Raw genomic sequence first — 16,990 nt, 5'->3', positions numbered from 1 at the left:
GCTGGCCAAATCCGGTCTTATTTTTATGGTGCTTGTATTGCCTGCCGTAAAAGTAGAGTGCGCATGGAGCCCTACGCTTGCTGGGTAAGCCGAACGGTTTGCACCCGCCCTACCTGACTGATAAGGCTTTATCCCAACTTGCCGTACTCACATAGCTTTGAGTAGTTCCTGTCTTTTTGCTTCGTGTTCAGACTTGCTTATCAAGCCATCTTTGAGGAGAGCATCAACGTCCTTCAGTCTTTCAGAGATAGATGGTTGTGAAGATTTCAATTTGGAAGAAATTGCTACCTCCGCCTTAGTTGGGCAAGTTTGCGCGCATGTTTCCATTGCGGTTTTGCAGGATGACTCGTTAGCTAGGGGAAATAGCTTGAAGCCACTCATACAACTAGTGTGATTGGCCGAACATTGTTGTGCGCACACGCTGTCTGTGTTTGCAAAATCAACTTTTGGTGCCCCAACGCAGGCTGAAAGCAAGAAAACAAGTGTAGAAATAAGAGGTGTAATTTTTTTCATTGAATGGTTCGAATTGACGAGAAATAATTATCTAGATACGTCGAAAATGTGAAGCATATCCGATGAAGGGTAGCTACTCATCTTGACCAATTTTAAGAGTTTGGTTGTGTCATGCCACTCGGCGGCACACATTTAAATTGCAACTCGGTTGAGCCGAGTCGTCCGAGACCAGCAGGTGTAGTCGTCACTTCCACTGTCTTAACTTCAAGCTTTTTTCCACGGCAAAAGGCATTGGCTTCTTGGTAGACTTCAGCTTTATTGCTGAAAGATACGCCTACTCCAGGTGAACCATCTTTCTTACCAATCATGTAGGAATCTTGGCCCATTGGTATAACGCCAGTGCTCTGGCAACCGGCAAGTATCAATATTATTATTGCGGCGCTCAATGATTTAATGCGATCCAATTTCATTTCCTTGTGAAAGTTCAAAATTACATGCTTGGGCAAGCAGGGTATTACATTTTATCAATTAAATTGGCAAAGTTGAAATGAAATTCAGAGATCAGCTTTCACCGGATTTCTGCAAACCAATGAGGCAATGGGATTCATCTATTAATGCACTACAAAATTTCAAATACGTGCACTGCCGTCACGCATATTCCATGCCCTTCTTCAAGCACATAGGCCTGCAAGGCGCATGAGATATGCGTGCTGGCGGCATGCTGTTTTTGGTTTGCTGTGGCTTGGTCTTGTTTATATTTCTGTCGTAGCGGTGCGATTGCCGACCGGGGGTAGCCCGGTAGCTACTCCCTTTTCTTGCTTCGCCAAGAAACGGAAGCAAAAGAAGGCGACGCAAAGTCGCTGCCCTGCGGGTTCCCGCCTGTGCAGGTCAAAAAATGGGGAACGAAGCAAACTCGCTGCGCTCAGACAAGCTTCATTCCTAATCCATTTTCTGCCATGCACAAGCGGCAGCGCCACATGCGAAAAGCGAAGGTCAACACATCCGTAGTGCGACTTGCGCGTCTCCGTAAGCCAGCGTAGGTACGATTAGCGCAGCGTAATCGTACGCATGCCGCGCTGAATGAAATTCTATTTTCCGCTACCCCGCCCTGCCACTGCGCATATTCCATGCGCCTTTCCAAGCACATAGGCCTGCAAGCCGAATGGGATATGCGTGGTGGCAGGGTCAGTTATTAAATGTGCTACGGCACAATGACGTGCGTGCGATTACGCTACGCTAATCGCACCTACCGTGCTGCTTTTGATTTGGGTTTTGACCTTGCTTTTGACGTAGTTTTTGACTCTGCTTTTGAATCGAATTCGCATGTGGCGCTGCCAATTGTGCAGGGCGGAAAATGGATAAGGAATGAAGCTTGTCTGAGCGTAGCGAGTTTGCTTCATTCCCCATTTTACGACCTGCACAATTGGGCACCCGCAGGGCAGCGACTTTGCGTCGCCTTCTTTTGCTTCCGTTTCTTGGCGAAGCAAGAAACGGAAGTAGCCGCCGGTCTACCACCGGCCAGCAATCGCATAACAACCACCGAAGTAAAAACAAGACCAGACAACAGCAAACAAAAACACCTCAAACCAGCGCAGCCTTACAACAATTCAATACCAAAACGCCGGGCAATCAGCGCGAACAGGCCGAAGCTGACGATGGAGATCAGCACACTGGCCAGCAAAGTCAGCCAAAATCCCAGACGCGGCAGCAGCCAGGGGAAGACCAGAAACATAGGCAAAGTGGGCAGCACATACCAAAACGTGTACCAGGCATGATTGGCGATCTTCTGCTCGGACTGATGTTCCAGATGCAGCCAGATCAGGGTGATGATGGTCACCAAAGGCAGCGCCGCGATTAAGCCGCCTAGCCGGTCGCTACGCTTGGCCAGCTCAGAAACGAGCACCACGACACCGGCCGTCATCAAGTATTTAGTGATTATCCAGAGCATACTTTTCCTGTCAGCTAGCGCTACACCGAGCGCGATGACGCATGATACAGGGCGATGGCGAGGTGTGGAATATTTAGAACTGCCGCTGCCACGGCCTTCCCGTAATTTTAAAATTGTGCCCTGCCACTGCGCATATTCCATGCGGCTTAGCGGGGTGATGCCTTGGAGAGGCGCATGGAATATGCGCGTTGGCAGTGTCATGTTTTTGAAATTCACCAGGGCACTGCGAGATGCGTGCGATTAAATTTTATAAATCGCAGCTTGTTTGAAAAATCAAACATTGCTTTCAATTTGAACCACCCTCATCCCCACCCTTCTCCCGCTCGCGAGAGAAGGGCTTTGTATAGCGCAGAGCGAACTAGATCTGACTCAGGCGTGCCTGCATGCCGCCGGATAACCAGAGCTGCTGGTCGGCACCGACTATCATGGCATCGACCTGGTGTAAATGGCTGAGGCGCTGGCGTCCGGCGTCTGCGCCTGCCACCATGATGGCGGCACCGAGGCCGTTGATGGCGGCCAGATCATGGCTGACTAGCGCCAGACCGTGCGGGCCCTGGGTCGGGTAGCCGGTTTTTGGATCGAGAATATGGTGCAGGCGTTTACCTTGATGCATGAAGTAACGCTCATAGTCACCGGAGGCGGCGACAAAACCCTGATTCAACGCCACCACACCCAGAATTTGTTCAGGCTGGCGCGGGTCGCGCAGACCGACGCGCCAAGGGCGGCCGTTTAAATTACCATTCACCAGCACATCACCGCCGCCATTGAGCATGGCATTGTGCACGCCGCGTGCCTGCAGGGTTTGCAGGCCGGCCTGCAAAATTGGTAGCTTGGCGATGCCGCCTAAATCGAGGCGCATGCCGCGTTTGCTCAGATAAGCGGTGCCGGCTTTTTGATTCAGGATCAAGCCTTTGGAATCCACCAGCGGCAATTGCGCGGCGATCTGTTCGGCACTGGCCAGCGCTGGATGGGCGGCGTCAAAATTCCAGTCTTTAAAGGCACCGACGCTGGCATCAAAAGCACCGCCACTGCTGCGCGCTGCTTGTTGCGCCATCTGCAGTACCCGCATCATCTCGGCCGGCACTTGTACCGCCTGCAGACCAGCGGCCAGATTGATGGCGTTGAGCACGCTGGTGCTGCGGTAGCGGCTCATCATATCGGCCAGCCGCGCCATCTCGGTAAATGCCGTAGCCGCGGCGAGCTCTAGATTACCGCTGCCCTGCAGTGTCAGATCTAGCCGCGTGCCCATCAAGACCTGGCTGGCCTGATGAATATCCGGCCTGGCGTGCACAGTTGGCACCACCAAACCGCAAGCGAGCACAGGTAAGGCCATCAAGAGGCGACGGCGGCGCGCTTGGAATTGCGCTTCAATCCGCGCATCTGACAAAACAGGACACATACTTTTCCCCAAAGACTAAGCCTAGGCTCGCAAAATTAACTTAGTATTCAGCCCACTGCGAATACCATTTAAAAAAACAAACCTCTCACAGGAGACACAGAGGCACAGAGAACTTCCTGCTTGCCCTCTGTGAATCTCTGTGTCTCCGTGCCTCTGTGTTGAGAGGTTTTTAATTTCTTCATAGCGCTGAACAGTCAGCAAATTAACGCGACTGATCAACCATAAAATCTACCGTTGCCTTGACATCGGCATCGCTCAAAGTAGTCGAACCGCCACGCGCCGGCATCTGGCCTTTGGCGCCGGTGAAGCCTTCCAGCGCATGTTTGTACAAGACATCCATACCCTGGGCGATACGTGGAGCCCAATCGGCCTTGTCGCCAGGCTTAGGTGCGCCCGCCACATTAGCGGCGTGGCACAGCGAGCAGGTTTTGCCATAAGTCGCTTTGCCGACCACGTTTTCAGCAGCGGCCGGAGCAGTTGGCGCGGCGGCAACCACGACTGGAGCGGAGGCAGGAGCAGATGCGGCAGTTGTAGCCGCGTCTTTTTGGCCGCAGGCGCTCAACAAAGCCAAGCTGAAGATACTCAATATCAAAGCGGATGATTTTTTCATGATGTATTCCTTAATTTACGGTGGGTAGATCCGATCATTTCGAGCTCTAGATCGCGATTTTTATAGGCTTATTCTAACTCGCGCAGCGTGCGCAAATGGGTGTGATTGGAGTGTCGCACAGCAAAGTCTGCGCTAGAACAAACCTGCCGAAAAAATCATCCTATTTCCGAATTTTCTTGACGCCCGTCAATTGAATTTTTTTAGCTATAGCCCACCATCCCATCCGTTGTTGTATTCATTCACCATGGCCTAACCGTTTTACCTACCGAAAAGACCAGCTAATAAGGATCGCATCATGAGCCAAGACAAAACCGCAAAACCGGAAGTTGCTCCAGCATTAGGCCGCCGCAAATTCCTCAACACCGCCGCCATCGCCAGCATAGGTAGTTTGGTGGCCTGTACCGAAAAACCAAGCAGCGCCAGCGCACCGGTAGCAGCCTCAGCAACGGCAGCGAGTGGCGATCACTCCAGCGCCGCCAACGCTACACATCTGAAACCGGGCGAACTCGACACTTACTACGGTCTATGGAGCGGCGGTCACACTGGTGATATGCGCGTTTTGGGCTTGCCTTCTGGCCGCGAAATCCACCGCATTCCTTGCTTCGTACCGGATGCATTGGTCGGCTGGGGGATTACTAACGAGTCTAAAAAAGTCATGGGCACCAAGCCTGACGGTAGCCTGAAGTACACGGTTGCCGATACCCATCACACCCATGCCTCTTACAAAGACGGTAATTACGATGGCCGTTATGCCTGGATCAACGATAAGATCAATGCCCGTATCGCGCGTATCCGTCTCGATTACTTTGTCTGCGACAAGATTACTGATCTGCCTAATGTGCAGGGTTTCCACGGCATTTTTCCGGACAAGCGTGATCCAGTTGATGAAAAAATTAACTACACCACCCGCGTTTTCTGCGGCGGTGAGTTCGCCATTCCTATGCCTAACACTGGCATAGAAGACGGTAGCAAATACCGCTCGCTGTTTACTTGCGTCGATGCCGAAAGCATGGAAGTACGCTGGCAAGTGCTGATCGATGGTAACTGCGATCTAGTTGCTTCTTCGTATGACGGTAAATTGGCCGCCACCAATCAGTACAACACCGAAATGGGGGTGCACTACGAAGACATGATGGCATCCGAACGTGACGCCTGCCTATTCTTTAACATCGCCAGAATTGAAGCGGCAATTAAGGATGGCAAGTTCAAGACTATCGGCGACTCTAAAGTGCCAGTGGTCGATGGTACCCACGAAGGGAATAAGGATCCTAAGACCGCTTTGACGACTTATGTCTCTGTACCCAAAAATCCGCATGGTGTGAACGCCAGCCCGGACGGCAAGTATTTCATTTGCGCTGGTAAATTATCGCCAACCACGACTGTGATAGAACTGAACAAGGTCTTGGATTGGTTCGACGGTAAGCTGGAAAAAATCGACGATGCCATCGTGGCCGAAGTTGAACTGGGTCTGGGCCCTTTACACACCGCATTTGACGGTCGCGGCAATGCCTTTACTACGCTGTTCCTCGATAGCCAAGTGGTGAAATGGAATGTAGAAGCCGCGATCAAATTCCACAAAGGCGATAAAGCCTCGAAATATGTGGTGGATCGCCTCGACGTACAGTATCAGCCTGGCCATTTGAATGCATCGCAATCCGAAACCAAAGCGGCCGATGGTAAATACCTGGCGGTAGGTTGTAAGTTCTCTAAAGACCGCTTCTTGCCGGTCGGTCCTTTGCATCCTGAGAATGAACAATTCATCGATATCTCCGGTGAAAAAATGGTCTTGCTGGCGGATCACCCGGTACGTGGCGAACCGCATGACTTCATCATTTTCAAACGCGATCTGGTTCGTCCTAAGCAAGTGTATGACCTGAACGAATTCCCTTTAGCGACGAAAGATCCTAAAGAATCAGGTGTAGTACGCAATGGAAAAAAAGTGACGGTAAGACTGACTTCGCAAGCGCCAGCCTTCAGCATGCGCGAGTTTAAATTGAAAAAAGGCGACGAAGTCACCTTGATTCTGACTAATCTCGACAAGATTGAAGATTTGACGCACGGTTTTGCCATCCCGAAATACAACGTCAATTTCATCGTCAATCCACAAGAAACCGCCTCGGTCAGCTTCATCGCTGATAAACCAGGTGTGTACTGGTGCTATTGCACTCACTTCTGCCACGCTCTGCATTTAGAAATGCGCACCCGCATGATCGTGGAAGCCTAACCCGGTAGTTGTAGCTCCGGTGCTGTCAGGGTTTGCCTGGCAGCACCACACAGCAGGCTGATTTTTTGCATTTGTTTAGTAGGAATGCCGATGCTTTTTTCAGACCCTCTGTTAAGTAGGAATAAAAATGTATCTAAATAAAAACCACTTAGCGACCAGCGTAGTTCACTGCCTGGTCGCATTTTTTCTACTGCTGGGCATCGCTGTCGTCAGTAGCGACAACAGCTATGCGGCTACCGGTTCCTACGAGGCAGCCTTGCCCGATGAACTGAAAACCGCCAAGGACATGTGCGCGCTCATCCCCTGTGGCGAGGCGTTCCCCGGTGCCGTGAGTTTCTCCGAACGCATGGGCCAACCACCGTATGTAGAAGCCTATGGCGCGCCGGTAGCGGGCAAAAAACCCTTGCTCGGTTACGTGATGCTATCGACCGATATCACCGATACGCCAGCCTATTCGGGCAAACCCGTGGTCACGCTGATGGGCATGGACTTGAAAGGTCGTTTCGTCGGCATCAAGGTGCTTAAGCATTCAGAACCGATACTTTTACTTGGCATACCTGAGTCTGCCTTACTCAATTTTAATAAACAATACATAGGTAAATCGGTGGCCGACAAGGTCGAAGTCGGTCAGTCGCGTCCGGATGAAGGCGTGCTGGGCGTGGATGCCATCTCTGGCGCGACCGTCACCGTAATCGTGCAGAACCAGGTCATGATGACGTCTGGCATGGCGATTGCCAGACAAGTTGGCATCGTCGCCCCTAGCGTGCGTGAGCCGGCCAAGTATATCGTCAGCGGTCAGCATCTGTCATGGGATCAGTTAGTCAAACAGGGTAGCGTACAACGTTTGCTGGTCAAGGCCGAGCAAGTCGGACTGGAGAAAAACAGTGTGCCGTTTATCGAACTCTGGTTTGGTGACCTGAATCATCCGGATGTAGGCATCAGTCTTTTGGGCGAACATAGCTTCAATAACCTGCACTCGCAGCTGAAAGAAAACGAACATGCGATCTTCATCATCCGCACCGCCGGTATCGAGTCTTTCAAGGGTTCTGGCTTTGTACGCGGTGGTATGTATGACCGTATTCAGGTCAAGCAGGATGCCGACTCTTTTACTTTCCGCGATCTCGATTACCTCAATCTGTATGGCATAGAGGCCGCTGGCGCGCCCACCTATAATGAATCGGCGATCTTCGTGATACGCTCAAAAGCCTTCTCTAGCGCTTACCCGTGGAAACTCTCTTTCCTCGGCAACCGGGTCGACCGTGCCACCGGCGCGCGCAGCTTCGCTACCTTCGATACCAAATACTGGTTAGCTAACGAGCTCTTGCTAGGCGGCAGACCTACAGTCGAAGAAGCGGCAGCACCGTATGTGCGGATCTGGAAATCGCGTGCGCTAGAAATTATCTTGTTCGCTCTGTTGCTGATTGCTGTCACCGTAGTCTATGCTTTGCGCGAGAAACTGACACGTCGCTCTAGCCATAAAAACAAATGGCCGGTGAATATTTTCAAATATAGCGCCTGGGCACTGAGCATAGGTTTCGTCGGATTTGGCGCGATGGCGCAACCGTCTATCACGCAGGTGCTGACCTGGTTCCATTCCTTACTGTTTCAGTGGACCTGGTCGCTGTTCCTGACTGACCCTTTCATCTTTCTGTTCTGGATCTTCATTATTGTCACCGTCTTCCTGTTCGGGCGTGGTCTGTTCTGCGGTTGGATGTGTCCATTCGGCTCACTCTCGGAAGCGATTTACAAAGTCGGTGAAAAAGTTGGACTAAAACGCTTTCAGGGGCATCTGCCGCGCGCCTTGCATGACAAACTCAAATGGCTCAAGTACGCGATCTTTTTTGCCTTGCTGACGGTCTCTATGTTCTCCATGGGTCTGGCAGAGAAACTGTCAGAAGTCGAGCCGTTCAAGACCACCTTCCTGGTTGGCATCACGCATCGCAGCTGGCCGTATGGCTTGTTCGTCGCTGTCTTGCTGGGTATCTCACTATTCATAGAACGGCCTTACTGCAAATACATTTGTCCACTGGGCGCTGCCCTGGCCATGCCTAGTACCTTCCGCTGGTTCGGTCTGAAACGCAAACAAGACTGCAATAGCTGCAAGGCCTGCACAGTCAGTTGCGGTTCGCTGGCGATTGATGCGGCCGGCCGTATCGATCACCGCGAATGTCTGCACTGTCTCGATTGCATGGTGCTGTATACCGACGTCAAGGGCTGTCCTCCCCTGGCAAAAGAACGTAAACGGCGTGAGCGCGATGGACTAGAAATCAAGGCGATCGGACGTGATGGTTATTTCATTCCTATCTATCAGATCCCCGCGACCCCGGCCTCGACGGCAGTGCAAGCCGGGCCTGATCCGCGCATGCCTAGCGACATGGTAGTGCCTCCGCACAAAGCAGGCAGCACTGGCTTGAAATGGCTAAGTCAAGAACTGTTCGATCATTTGTGGCCATGGAGCGCAGAAGGCTGGGCATCGCAAAGAGCCTTACAAATCGCCGGTTTCGCGCTCGCCATTGCGGCCAGTCTGGCATGGGTATTCACCGCCTTCGGTCAACTTTCTTCGGCGGCGATCATAGGCTGGTGGTTAGGCTGGAGCGTCTACGAGGTATTGATACGCTTGTCCGGCCGTCGTTACGTGAAAGACGGCCCATGGTGGCAAGCCAATTACCGATATGCCAGCCTGATGGATATGCTGAGCTATGTCAGCTTCAAGAATTTGCTGATAGGTGCAGGCTTGTTCCTGAGCTTGAAGGCATTGGGGTTATTAGCAATATGAGAGCATACCCACGCTGCTTTCCCCTACTGCTGTTCCTTGCTATGGCCTATGTTCAGGCCGCCACCATACAAGTGCAAGCCGGCAGTTCGCTGCAACAGGCAATCGCCAACGCGCAGGCTGGCGATGTGCTTGAGATAGCACGAGGCCATTATCAAGGTAACTTTTTGATAGACAAGAAGCTGACCTTACGTGGTATCAATCGCCCGACTTTGAGTGCGGCGCAAAAAGGCGATACCATCCGCGTCACCGCGCCCGACGTAAGGCTAGAAGGCCTGATAGTGCGCGACTCCGGCGACAGTCTGAAAGACCAAAATGCTGGCATCTATCTTTACCCTGGTGCGCACCGCGCCGTGGTCAGACACTGCGATCTGACTTACAACCTGTTTGGCTTGTGGATAGAAAAATCTAATGACGTGCTGATCGAGGGCAATCTGATCACCGGCAAGCGCGAATACCATTCTTCGCAGCGCGGCAACGGGGTGCAACTGTACAACACCAATGGTGCGCGCATCATAGGCAATAACATCAGCTTTGTGCGCGATGCCCTGTATGTCGATGTCTCGCACCATGCCATTTTTAAATCGAATAAATTGCATCACAGCCGTTACGGCAGCCACTACATGAACTCTTACTACAATCTGTGGGAAGACAATGACAGCTATTACAACCGTGGCGGCCTGGCATTGATGGAAGTGCGCAATCAAACCGTCAGAAATAACCGCACCTGGGGCAACTCGGATCACGGCATCATGCTGCGCACCATGCAGGATTCGGTAGTCGAAAATAATGTGATCGCCGGCAACAACCGCGGCCTGTTCATCTATGATGTTGAGTACGTAACGATCAAAAATAATCTAATCGTTGACAACCACGTCGGTGTGCATCTGTCGGCAGGCTCTACCCGCAACGAGGTCGAGGGTAATGATTTTATCGCCAACCGCGAACAGGTACGCTATGTCGGTGCCAGGGATGAAAAGTGGGGCGTCAACAGCGGCAACCACTGGAGCAATTATCTGGGTTGGGATAGAAATGGCGACGGCATAGGCGATGTCGCCTATGAAGCGAATGACATGGTCGACCGCCTGAGCTGGCGCTACCCCAGCACCAAACTCTTACTTGCCAGCCCGGCAGTACAGGCCTTGCGTTTAGTCGCACAGCAGTTTCCTGTGTTACGCGTGCCTAGTGTGGTCGATCCCAAGCCGCGTATGCAGCCGACTAACAAGCAATGGAGCCAGTGGTATGGCAAGCATTACCCAGGTCAATAAGAGTCAACCTACACCTATGAAAAACACGCACACAACAAGCGCTCCGGCTATCCAGGTATGCGGCGTCAGCAAACATTACGGCGCTTTGCATGCGGTCGACGCTATCGATCTGACGGTACAGACTGGCGAAATTTTTGGCTTGATCGGCCATAACGGGGCCGGTAAAAGCACGCTGTTCAAGATGATGCTAGGTCTGGTCACGCCGACTTCAGGCGAGATCCTGATCAATGGCACAGCCGTCAGCGGGCCAGAATTTCGCCAGACCCGCCGCCAACTCGGTTATCTGCCCGAAAACGTGGTCTTGTATGACAATCTGAGTGGTCTGGAAACCCTGAAATTTTTCGCCAAACTCAAAGGCGCGCCAGCCGAGCAATGCGCCCCCATGCTGGAACGCGTGGGTCTGGCACATGCGCTGAAGCGCCCTTTGCGCGAATACTCCAAAGGCATGCGGCAGCGCCTGGGTTTTGCGCAAGCCTTGCTGGGTGAGCCGCACGTCTTGTTTCTCGATGAACCTACCAATGGCCTCGATCCGCAAGCGATACGCGATTTTTACGCCACACTGCGCGGCTTGCGCGACAGCGGTGTCACCATCATCATCACTTCGCACATCTTGGCCGAACTGCAAGAAAGAGTAGACCGCCTCGCCATCATGTCGGCCGGCAAGATACAGGCATTGGGCAGCGTCGCACAATTGCGCGAGCAAATGCAGATGCCGCTCACTTTGGCGCTCAAACTGACACCAGACGATGTACTACTGGCGCAAGACCTGCTAGCTCATATGGCCGGAGTCGCTTGCACCGTCGTGCCTGATGGCTTGGCCATCAGTTGCCCGCGCACTAGCAAGATGGCGGTGCTGCATGCAGTACACAGTCTGGGCAGCAAGTTACTCGATCTGAGCATACAAGAGCCTACGCTGGAAGACGTATTTTTTGGATTTTCGGATTAAATCAAAATAAAGAACACGCTATGGAATTCTCACAAATTTTTACCCTGGCCGCGAAAGAGTTTCGCGACCGCATCCGCAATCGCTGGGTGCTGGCGGTGGCTCTGGTGTTCACCGTTTTCTCTCTGGTCATCACCTATCTGGGTGGTGCACAGCAAGGCCAGATCGGACTGAAATCGATAGAGCTGACCATTACCAGTCTGGTTAGCCTGGTCATTTATCTGATCCCTCTGATCGCTCTCTTGCTGGGTTTTGATGCCATCGTCGGTGAACGCGAACGCGGCGCGCTCGACTTGTTGCTGGCGCTACCGATTACCCGTCTGGAATTATTACTGGGAAAATACCTGGGCTTGGCGGCTGCCTTAACGCTCTCGACCACGGCCGGCTTTTCGCTGGTGGCTATTTTGCTGTATCAACAATTTAGCTGGCCCGGCTTGTTCCACTACCTGGGCTTTATGTTCAGCTCGGTGCTACTGGGTCTGGCGTTTTTGAGTCTGGCGGTATTTATGTCGGTAGTGGCGCGTGAACGCACACGCGCCTCCGGTCTGGCGATTGCACTGTGGTTTTTCTTTGTGCTGGTGTTTGATCTGCTCTTACTCGGTGCTTTGGTGAGTACCGGCGGCAGCTACGGTGGTGATATTTTTGCCTACGCCTTATTGCTCAATCCGGCCGATGTATTCCGCATACTGAATGTTTTTTCCCTCGACGATGTCCGCACCCTATACGGTTTGTCCAGCATTATTCCGCCGGCGCTGGCCAAGCCCTGGATGATGGGCGCTGTCATGCTTACCTGGATAATTGTGCCGCTAGCCCTGGCACGCTGGAGATTTAAATCATGATGATCACACGCCGCAAATTTATATTCTCCACAGTCTCTCTTGCTCTGTTTGGTAGCGCTCTGGCTGGCTGCGGCCAATCCACGGCAGGCAAAACTCTGACACCGGTGGAGATCGATCCCCGTACCACCTGTGATCTGGACGGCATGTTACTGGCCGATTACGCTGGCCCGAAAGCGCAGATTTTTTATACCGGGCATGACACGCCTACCTTCTTTTGCGACACGGTGGAGTTGTTTCATACGCTGCTGGCACCAGAACAAGTCAAGGCGATCGCAGCTGTGTACGTGCAAGACATGGGCAAGGCCGACTGGGAGCAGCCGCGCGCTAACTGGTTCGATGCCAAGACTGGCTTTTATGTGCTGGGTAGCAAGCGCCACGGATCGATGGGCCCCACTATCGCCAGCTTCGCACAGGAAGCAGATGCCAAAAAATTTGCCGCAGAATGGGGCGGCAAGCTGCTGCGCTACGCCGAGATCAAGGCTGACATGGTGGATCTCTCTGGCGGTGCCTTGCACGATACCAGGATGTAATCATGCCGTTCCGTCCAGCCGCGCCAGCAACAATTACCAGGCACAGCTACCGACTAGGCGGCTGGCTGGTTTTGTCGGTGTTAAGCGCCATATTACTCACTCAAATTGTGCCCTGGCATGCGACTGGCAACGATACCAATCGCTTGACAGCAATTGGCGAAGTCTGCATCGTTGCGCCGCCTACGCCATATGATCCCGCATCGGGCATAGGCTTACATGCGCCGCGCGCGGTCCCCCTTGATGCGCGCTGCCCGGTGTGTGGCATGTATCCGGCCCGCAGCCGTGATTGGGCTGCGCAAGTGATATTCACTAATGGTGACGCCCAATTTTTCGACTCGCCGCTGACACTCTTCCTCTATCTGCAAGATGTAGGACATTACAGCGTTGGCCATCGCGCCAGTGAAATCGCCGCCAGCTATGTCAGCGACACCAGCCTAGCTAATGGTAAATGGATCAAGGCTAGTGAAGCCATCTATGTCAGCGGCTCGACTGCCATGGGACCGATGCGTGCCGGTAATCTACCGGCGTTTTCCAGCAAGGCCGCGGCACTCGCTTTTGTCGCGAAACGAGGCGGAGAATTAATCAGCGCCAAAGAGATCAGTCCGCAGCTACTGCAAAGCCTGAACGGTGCACGCCATACGCAAACTCATGCGCATACCGGATAAAATAAAAAAGCCGCAGTGACCATCGGTCCCTGCGGCTTGATCTTAAATCGTAAATCTTAAGCTTGTGCGGCGCGCTCGCCCTTGAGGGTAAACGCCATAAACAAAATCGCTAAGACGCATGAAGCTACCAGTATCATAAAGCCGCCATTCCAGCCAAAGCGCTCTACCGTCCAACCTAACAATGCGCTAGCCGCCACCGAACCACCGATGTAGCCGAAGAAGCCGGTAAATCCTGCCGCTGTCCCTGCTGCTTTTTTAGGTGCGAGCTCTAAGGCATGCAAGCCTATCAGCATCACCGGACCATAGATCAAAAAGCCTATACTGATCAGTGCCGCGATATCGACCACAGGATTGCCAGCTGGGTTTAACCAGTAGACCATCAGTGCCACCCCGACTAAGAGCATAAACAAGATACCGGCAGGAGCACGACGCCCTTTGAATACTTTATCGGACACCCAGCCACATAATAAGGTGCCAGGGATACCGGCCCACTCATAGAAAAAATATGCCCATGAGCTTTTATTCAAGCTGAAACCTTTGACTTCTTTTAAGTAAGTCGGCGCCCAATCAAGTACACCATAACGTATCAGATACACGAAGACATTAGCGAAAGCGATGTACCACAGTAGCTTATTATTAAACACGTATTTGAAGAAAATTTCCTTGCCGCTCAGTTCTTGTTCTTTGCTCTGGTCATAGCCGACTGGATAATCATTTTTGTATTCTTCTATACTTGGCAAACCCACCGACTGCGGCGTATCACGCATAGTAAAAAAAGCAAATCCAGCTATCAATAAAGCGAAGGCTGCCGGCACATAAAAGGCGCTATGCCAGTCATTAAATAGCGTCATGCCTAGCAAGAATAAAGGCGCAACCAAACCGCCGCCGACGTTGTGCGCGGTATTCCACAAGGCGACGACTTTACCGCGCTCCTTATGCGACCACCAATGCACCATGGTACGCCCGGCTGGCGGCCAACCCATACCCTGCACCCAACCATTAATAAACAATAAGGCGAACATTACGCCAACTGAAGACAAGGCCCAAGAGCTAGTGCCGATGAAAATAGTGAGCAAGGCGGACAACACCAAACCTAGCGCTAGAAACACTCTAGGATTAGAACGATCCGAAATATTTCCCATCAAAAATTTAGACAAGCCGTAGGCAATTGACACGCCCGATAAGGCAAAACCCAATTGGGTTTTGCTGTAACCCATTTCTATCAAACCGGGCATCGCCAGCGTAAAATTTTTCCGCACCAGGTAATAACCGGCATACCCAAAAAATATCCCCAGAAAAATCTGCAAACGCATACGCTTATAGGTAGCGTCGATTTTATCCTTCGGTAGTGCCGCTATATGCGGTGAAGGTTTTAACCAATCAAACATTGTTGTCTCCATTTAAAATCATGCCTTTAGCCCTAAAGCATAAGGTCGAAAGTTCTACTATTGTTGTAGGCCTAAGCACTAACACCAGCTGTTAGCGCCTGGCCACTCACGGATTTTCTGTGATCCAGATTGCGAGTTTTTTCTCGGTGTCAGCCGGCAAATGCAGGCCTAACTTGCTACGCCTCCATAAGATATCGGTGGCGCTGCGCGCCCATTCATATTCCATCAGATAGCGCACTTCCCTGACGTATAAGCCGGGTGCGATGGCCTCACCCATTTCATCAAGGCACGTACAATTTTGCAATAACTGATGAATTTTTGTGCCGTAGGCATGCGCATATCTGGCCACCAAAGCAGCAGGAAGCCAAGCGTATTGCTGCTGCATGGCACGTTCAAATTCGCCAAATTCGAGTACGGCACGATTGTTTGGTCCAGTGCCAAAAATATCTCCGCCTGGCAAGCAGGCGTTGGCAGTCCAAGACTTAGTGTGATTGCCGAGTAAAGGTGCCAGCATATCGACTGCGTCTTCGGCCAACTTGCGAAAGGTGGTGATTTTCCCGCCAAACACCGTCAGCATAGGTGCTGCGGACTGATCCAACTCTAAACGATAATCGCGGGTAATTGCCTTGGCATCGGCCGCACCATCATCGACTAGCGGGCGCACTCCGGAGTAAGACCAAACCACGTCACCAGGCAAAATCGCTTGTTTGAAATACAGGCTACTCAGTTCGCACAGGTAGTCGATTTCTTCCTGTTGTATCGCCACTTGATTGATATCGCCGCGATAATCGAGGTCAGTGGTGCCGATCAGTGTGAAATCTTTTTCGTACGGAATGGCAAACACGATACGGCCATCCGGATGTTGGAAAATATAGGCATTGTCGTGATCAAACAGGCGTTTGACCACGATGTGACTGCCCTTGATCAGGCGCAGCGTCTTGCCCGCTGCCTGCGGTACGCAATCTTGCTGAAACTGCGCCGACCAGGAGCCCGTCGCATTCACCAGACTACGCGCTTGCACAACTATCGTATCGCCTGCTTTATTGCGTAATTGGGCCTGCCATTTTCCGTCTTGCTGGATCACAGCGACACAGCTAGTACGGGTCATCACCGTCGCGCGCTTTTCGACTGCATCCATAGCATTCAAAACCACCAGACGCGCATCATCGACCCAACCGTCGGAATACATAAAGCCGCGTACCAGACTAGGGTTTAGCGCTACGCCCGCCACATGTTTGCGCAGATCGATCGCATTCGAACCAGGCAATAGTTCACGCCTTGCCAGATGGTCATACAGAAAAAGACCGGCGCGCAACATCCAGGCTGGTCGCAAGCCCTTCATGTGCGGCATCACAAAGCGCAAGGGAGAAATGATGTGAGGTGCCGAACGCATCAAGACCTCGCGTTCTATCAGGGCTTTTCTGACCAGATTAAATTCGTAATACTCTAGATAGCGTAGACCGCCATGTATCAGCTTGGAAGAAGCAGACGAGGTATGTGAGGCCAAATCATCTTTTTCGCACAGAATGACGGACAAGCCGCGTCCGGCGGCATCACGTGCTATGCCGACGCCATTGATGCCGCCACCGACGACCAGCACATCGCACTCCATTTTTTCTTGTGGCAAATTCATTTTGGCCTTTCTCGCTACTTTTTTATTTGGACTAAGACAAAATCGCTCCAGCGCGGCACTCCGGCTAAGTCTTACTCTTACGCTTACTTTAAGACGGCAAGACGGGTGTAACAATGCTGGGGCGGTTTTATGTAGTCTTACTAATGATATCGTGTGGCAAATACGCTACTAAGTCTTTAGCATGCAGCACAGATCAAATCATGCATACAGCTAAATACGTTAAGATGACAGGCGTCTAAGATACGCCAAAAGCCGAACGATAAGCAACAAATTTATGATTATTTCGATTCGAAAATGTTCGATAATGTTCTTTTTCA

14 protein-coding genes are annotated in these 16,990 nt (G+C 52.0%); 7 read left to right on the top strand and 7 right to left on the bottom strand.

Features of this window, described 5'->3' with window-relative positions; genetic code table 11:
• Positions 1-147: 147 nt before the first annotated feature.
• From ACO0K8_RS08545 to ACO0K8_RS08525, 5 genes are all read right to left on the bottom strand, one after another.
• Positions 148-513, bottom strand: a complete 366-nt coding sequence (locus ACO0K8_RS08545; protein WP_422946233.1) for an SHOCT domain-containing protein — start codon at positions 511-513, stop codon at positions 148-150.
• 92 nt (positions 514-605) lie between these two features.
• On the bottom strand, positions 606-917 hold the full coding sequence (locus ACO0K8_RS08540) for a hypothetical protein (protein WP_422946232.1): 312 nt from the start codon (positions 915-917) through the stop codon (positions 606-608).
• A 1,133-nt stretch (positions 918-2,050) separates the two neighbouring features.
• Positions 2,051-2,401 (bottom strand): DUF3147 family protein, encoded by a 351-nt coding sequence (locus ACO0K8_RS08535; protein ID WP_422946231.1) that lies wholly within the window; start codon positions 2,399-2,401, stop codon positions 2,051-2,053.
• A gap of 358 nt (positions 2,402-2,759) precedes the next feature.
• Positions 2,760-3,800: an FAD:protein FMN transferase gene (locus ACO0K8_RS08530; protein WP_422946230.1), complete on the bottom strand. Its 1,041-nt coding sequence runs from the start codon at positions 3,798-3,800 to the stop codon at positions 2,760-2,762.
• Between the two features lie 202 nt (positions 3,801-4,002).
• Positions 4,003-4,410, bottom strand: coding sequence for a c-type cytochrome (locus ACO0K8_RS08525; RefSeq protein WP_422946229.1), 408 nt, complete (start codon positions 4,408-4,410; stop codon positions 4,003-4,005).
• A 295-nt stretch (positions 4,411-4,705) separates the two neighbouring features.
• Here ACO0K8_RS08525 and nosZ point away from each other — a divergent pair, with 295 nt between their 5' ends.
• From nosZ to ACO0K8_RS08490, 7 genes are all read left to right on the top strand, one after another.
• Positions 4,706-6,634, top strand: a complete 1,929-nt coding sequence (gene nosZ, locus ACO0K8_RS08520; RefSeq protein ID WP_422946228.1) for a TAT-dependent nitrous-oxide reductase — start codon at positions 4,706-4,708, stop codon at positions 6,632-6,634.
• Positions 6,635-6,761: 127 nt separating this feature from the next.
• Positions 6,762-9,410 carry a 4Fe-4S binding protein gene (locus tag ACO0K8_RS08515; protein ID WP_422946227.1) on the top strand — a complete coding sequence of 883 codons (2,649 nt, stop codon included), beginning with the start codon at positions 6,762-6,764 and terminating at the stop codon, positions 9,408-9,410.
• On the top strand, positions 9,407-10,675 hold the full coding sequence (locus tag ACO0K8_RS08510; protein ID WP_422946226.1) for a nitrous oxide reductase family maturation protein NosD: 1,269 nt from the start codon (positions 9,407-9,409) through the stop codon (positions 10,673-10,675). The genes ACO0K8_RS08515 and ACO0K8_RS08510 overlap by 4 nt, the downstream gene beginning before the upstream one ends.
• 16 nt (positions 10,676-10,691) lie before the next feature.
• Entirely contained in the window at positions 10,692-11,621 is a 930-nt protein-coding gene (locus ACO0K8_RS08505; RefSeq protein ID WP_422946262.1) for an ABC transporter ATP-binding protein, read from the top strand.
• A gap of 20 nt (positions 11,622-11,641) precedes the next feature.
• Positions 11,642-12,457: an ABC transporter permease gene (locus ACO0K8_RS08500; RefSeq protein WP_422946225.1), complete on the top strand. Its 816-nt coding sequence runs from the start codon at positions 11,642-11,644 to the stop codon at positions 12,455-12,457.
• Positions 12,454-12,987: a nitrous oxide reductase accessory protein NosL gene (locus ACO0K8_RS08495; protein WP_422946224.1), complete on the top strand. Its 534-nt coding sequence runs from the start codon at positions 12,454-12,456 to the stop codon at positions 12,985-12,987. Before ACO0K8_RS08500 ends, ACO0K8_RS08495 begins: the two co-directional genes overlap by 4 nt.
• A 2-nt stretch (positions 12,988-12,989) precedes the next feature.
• Complete coding sequence (locus ACO0K8_RS08490; protein WP_422946223.1) at positions 12,990-13,652, top strand: nitrous oxide reductase accessory protein NosL; 663 nt, start codon at positions 12,990-12,992, stop codon at positions 13,650-13,652.
• 56 nt (positions 13,653-13,708) lie between these two features.
• On the opposite strand, the gene glpT is transcribed toward ACO0K8_RS08490, so the two are convergent.
• A complete protein-coding gene (glpT, locus tag ACO0K8_RS08485; RefSeq protein ID WP_422946222.1) occupies positions 13,709-15,040 on the bottom strand; it encodes a glycerol-3-phosphate transporter in 1,332 nt (443 codons plus the stop codon).
• 106 nt (positions 15,041-15,146) lie between these two features.
• On the bottom strand, positions 15,147-16,673 hold the full coding sequence (glpD, locus tag ACO0K8_RS08480; protein WP_422946221.1) for a glycerol-3-phosphate dehydrogenase: 1,527 nt from the start codon (positions 16,671-16,673) through the stop codon (positions 15,147-15,149).
• Positions 16,674-16,990 lie beyond the last annotated feature (317 nt).

It is taken from the genome of Undibacterium sp. Ren11W (assembly GCF_049340485.1).
Lineage (GTDB): Bacteria > Pseudomonadota > Gammaproteobacteria > Burkholderiales > Burkholderiaceae_D > Undibacterium.
The sequence above is the reverse complement of the archived record's forward strand: the minus strand, read 5'-3'. Positions and strand labels throughout refer to the sequence as shown.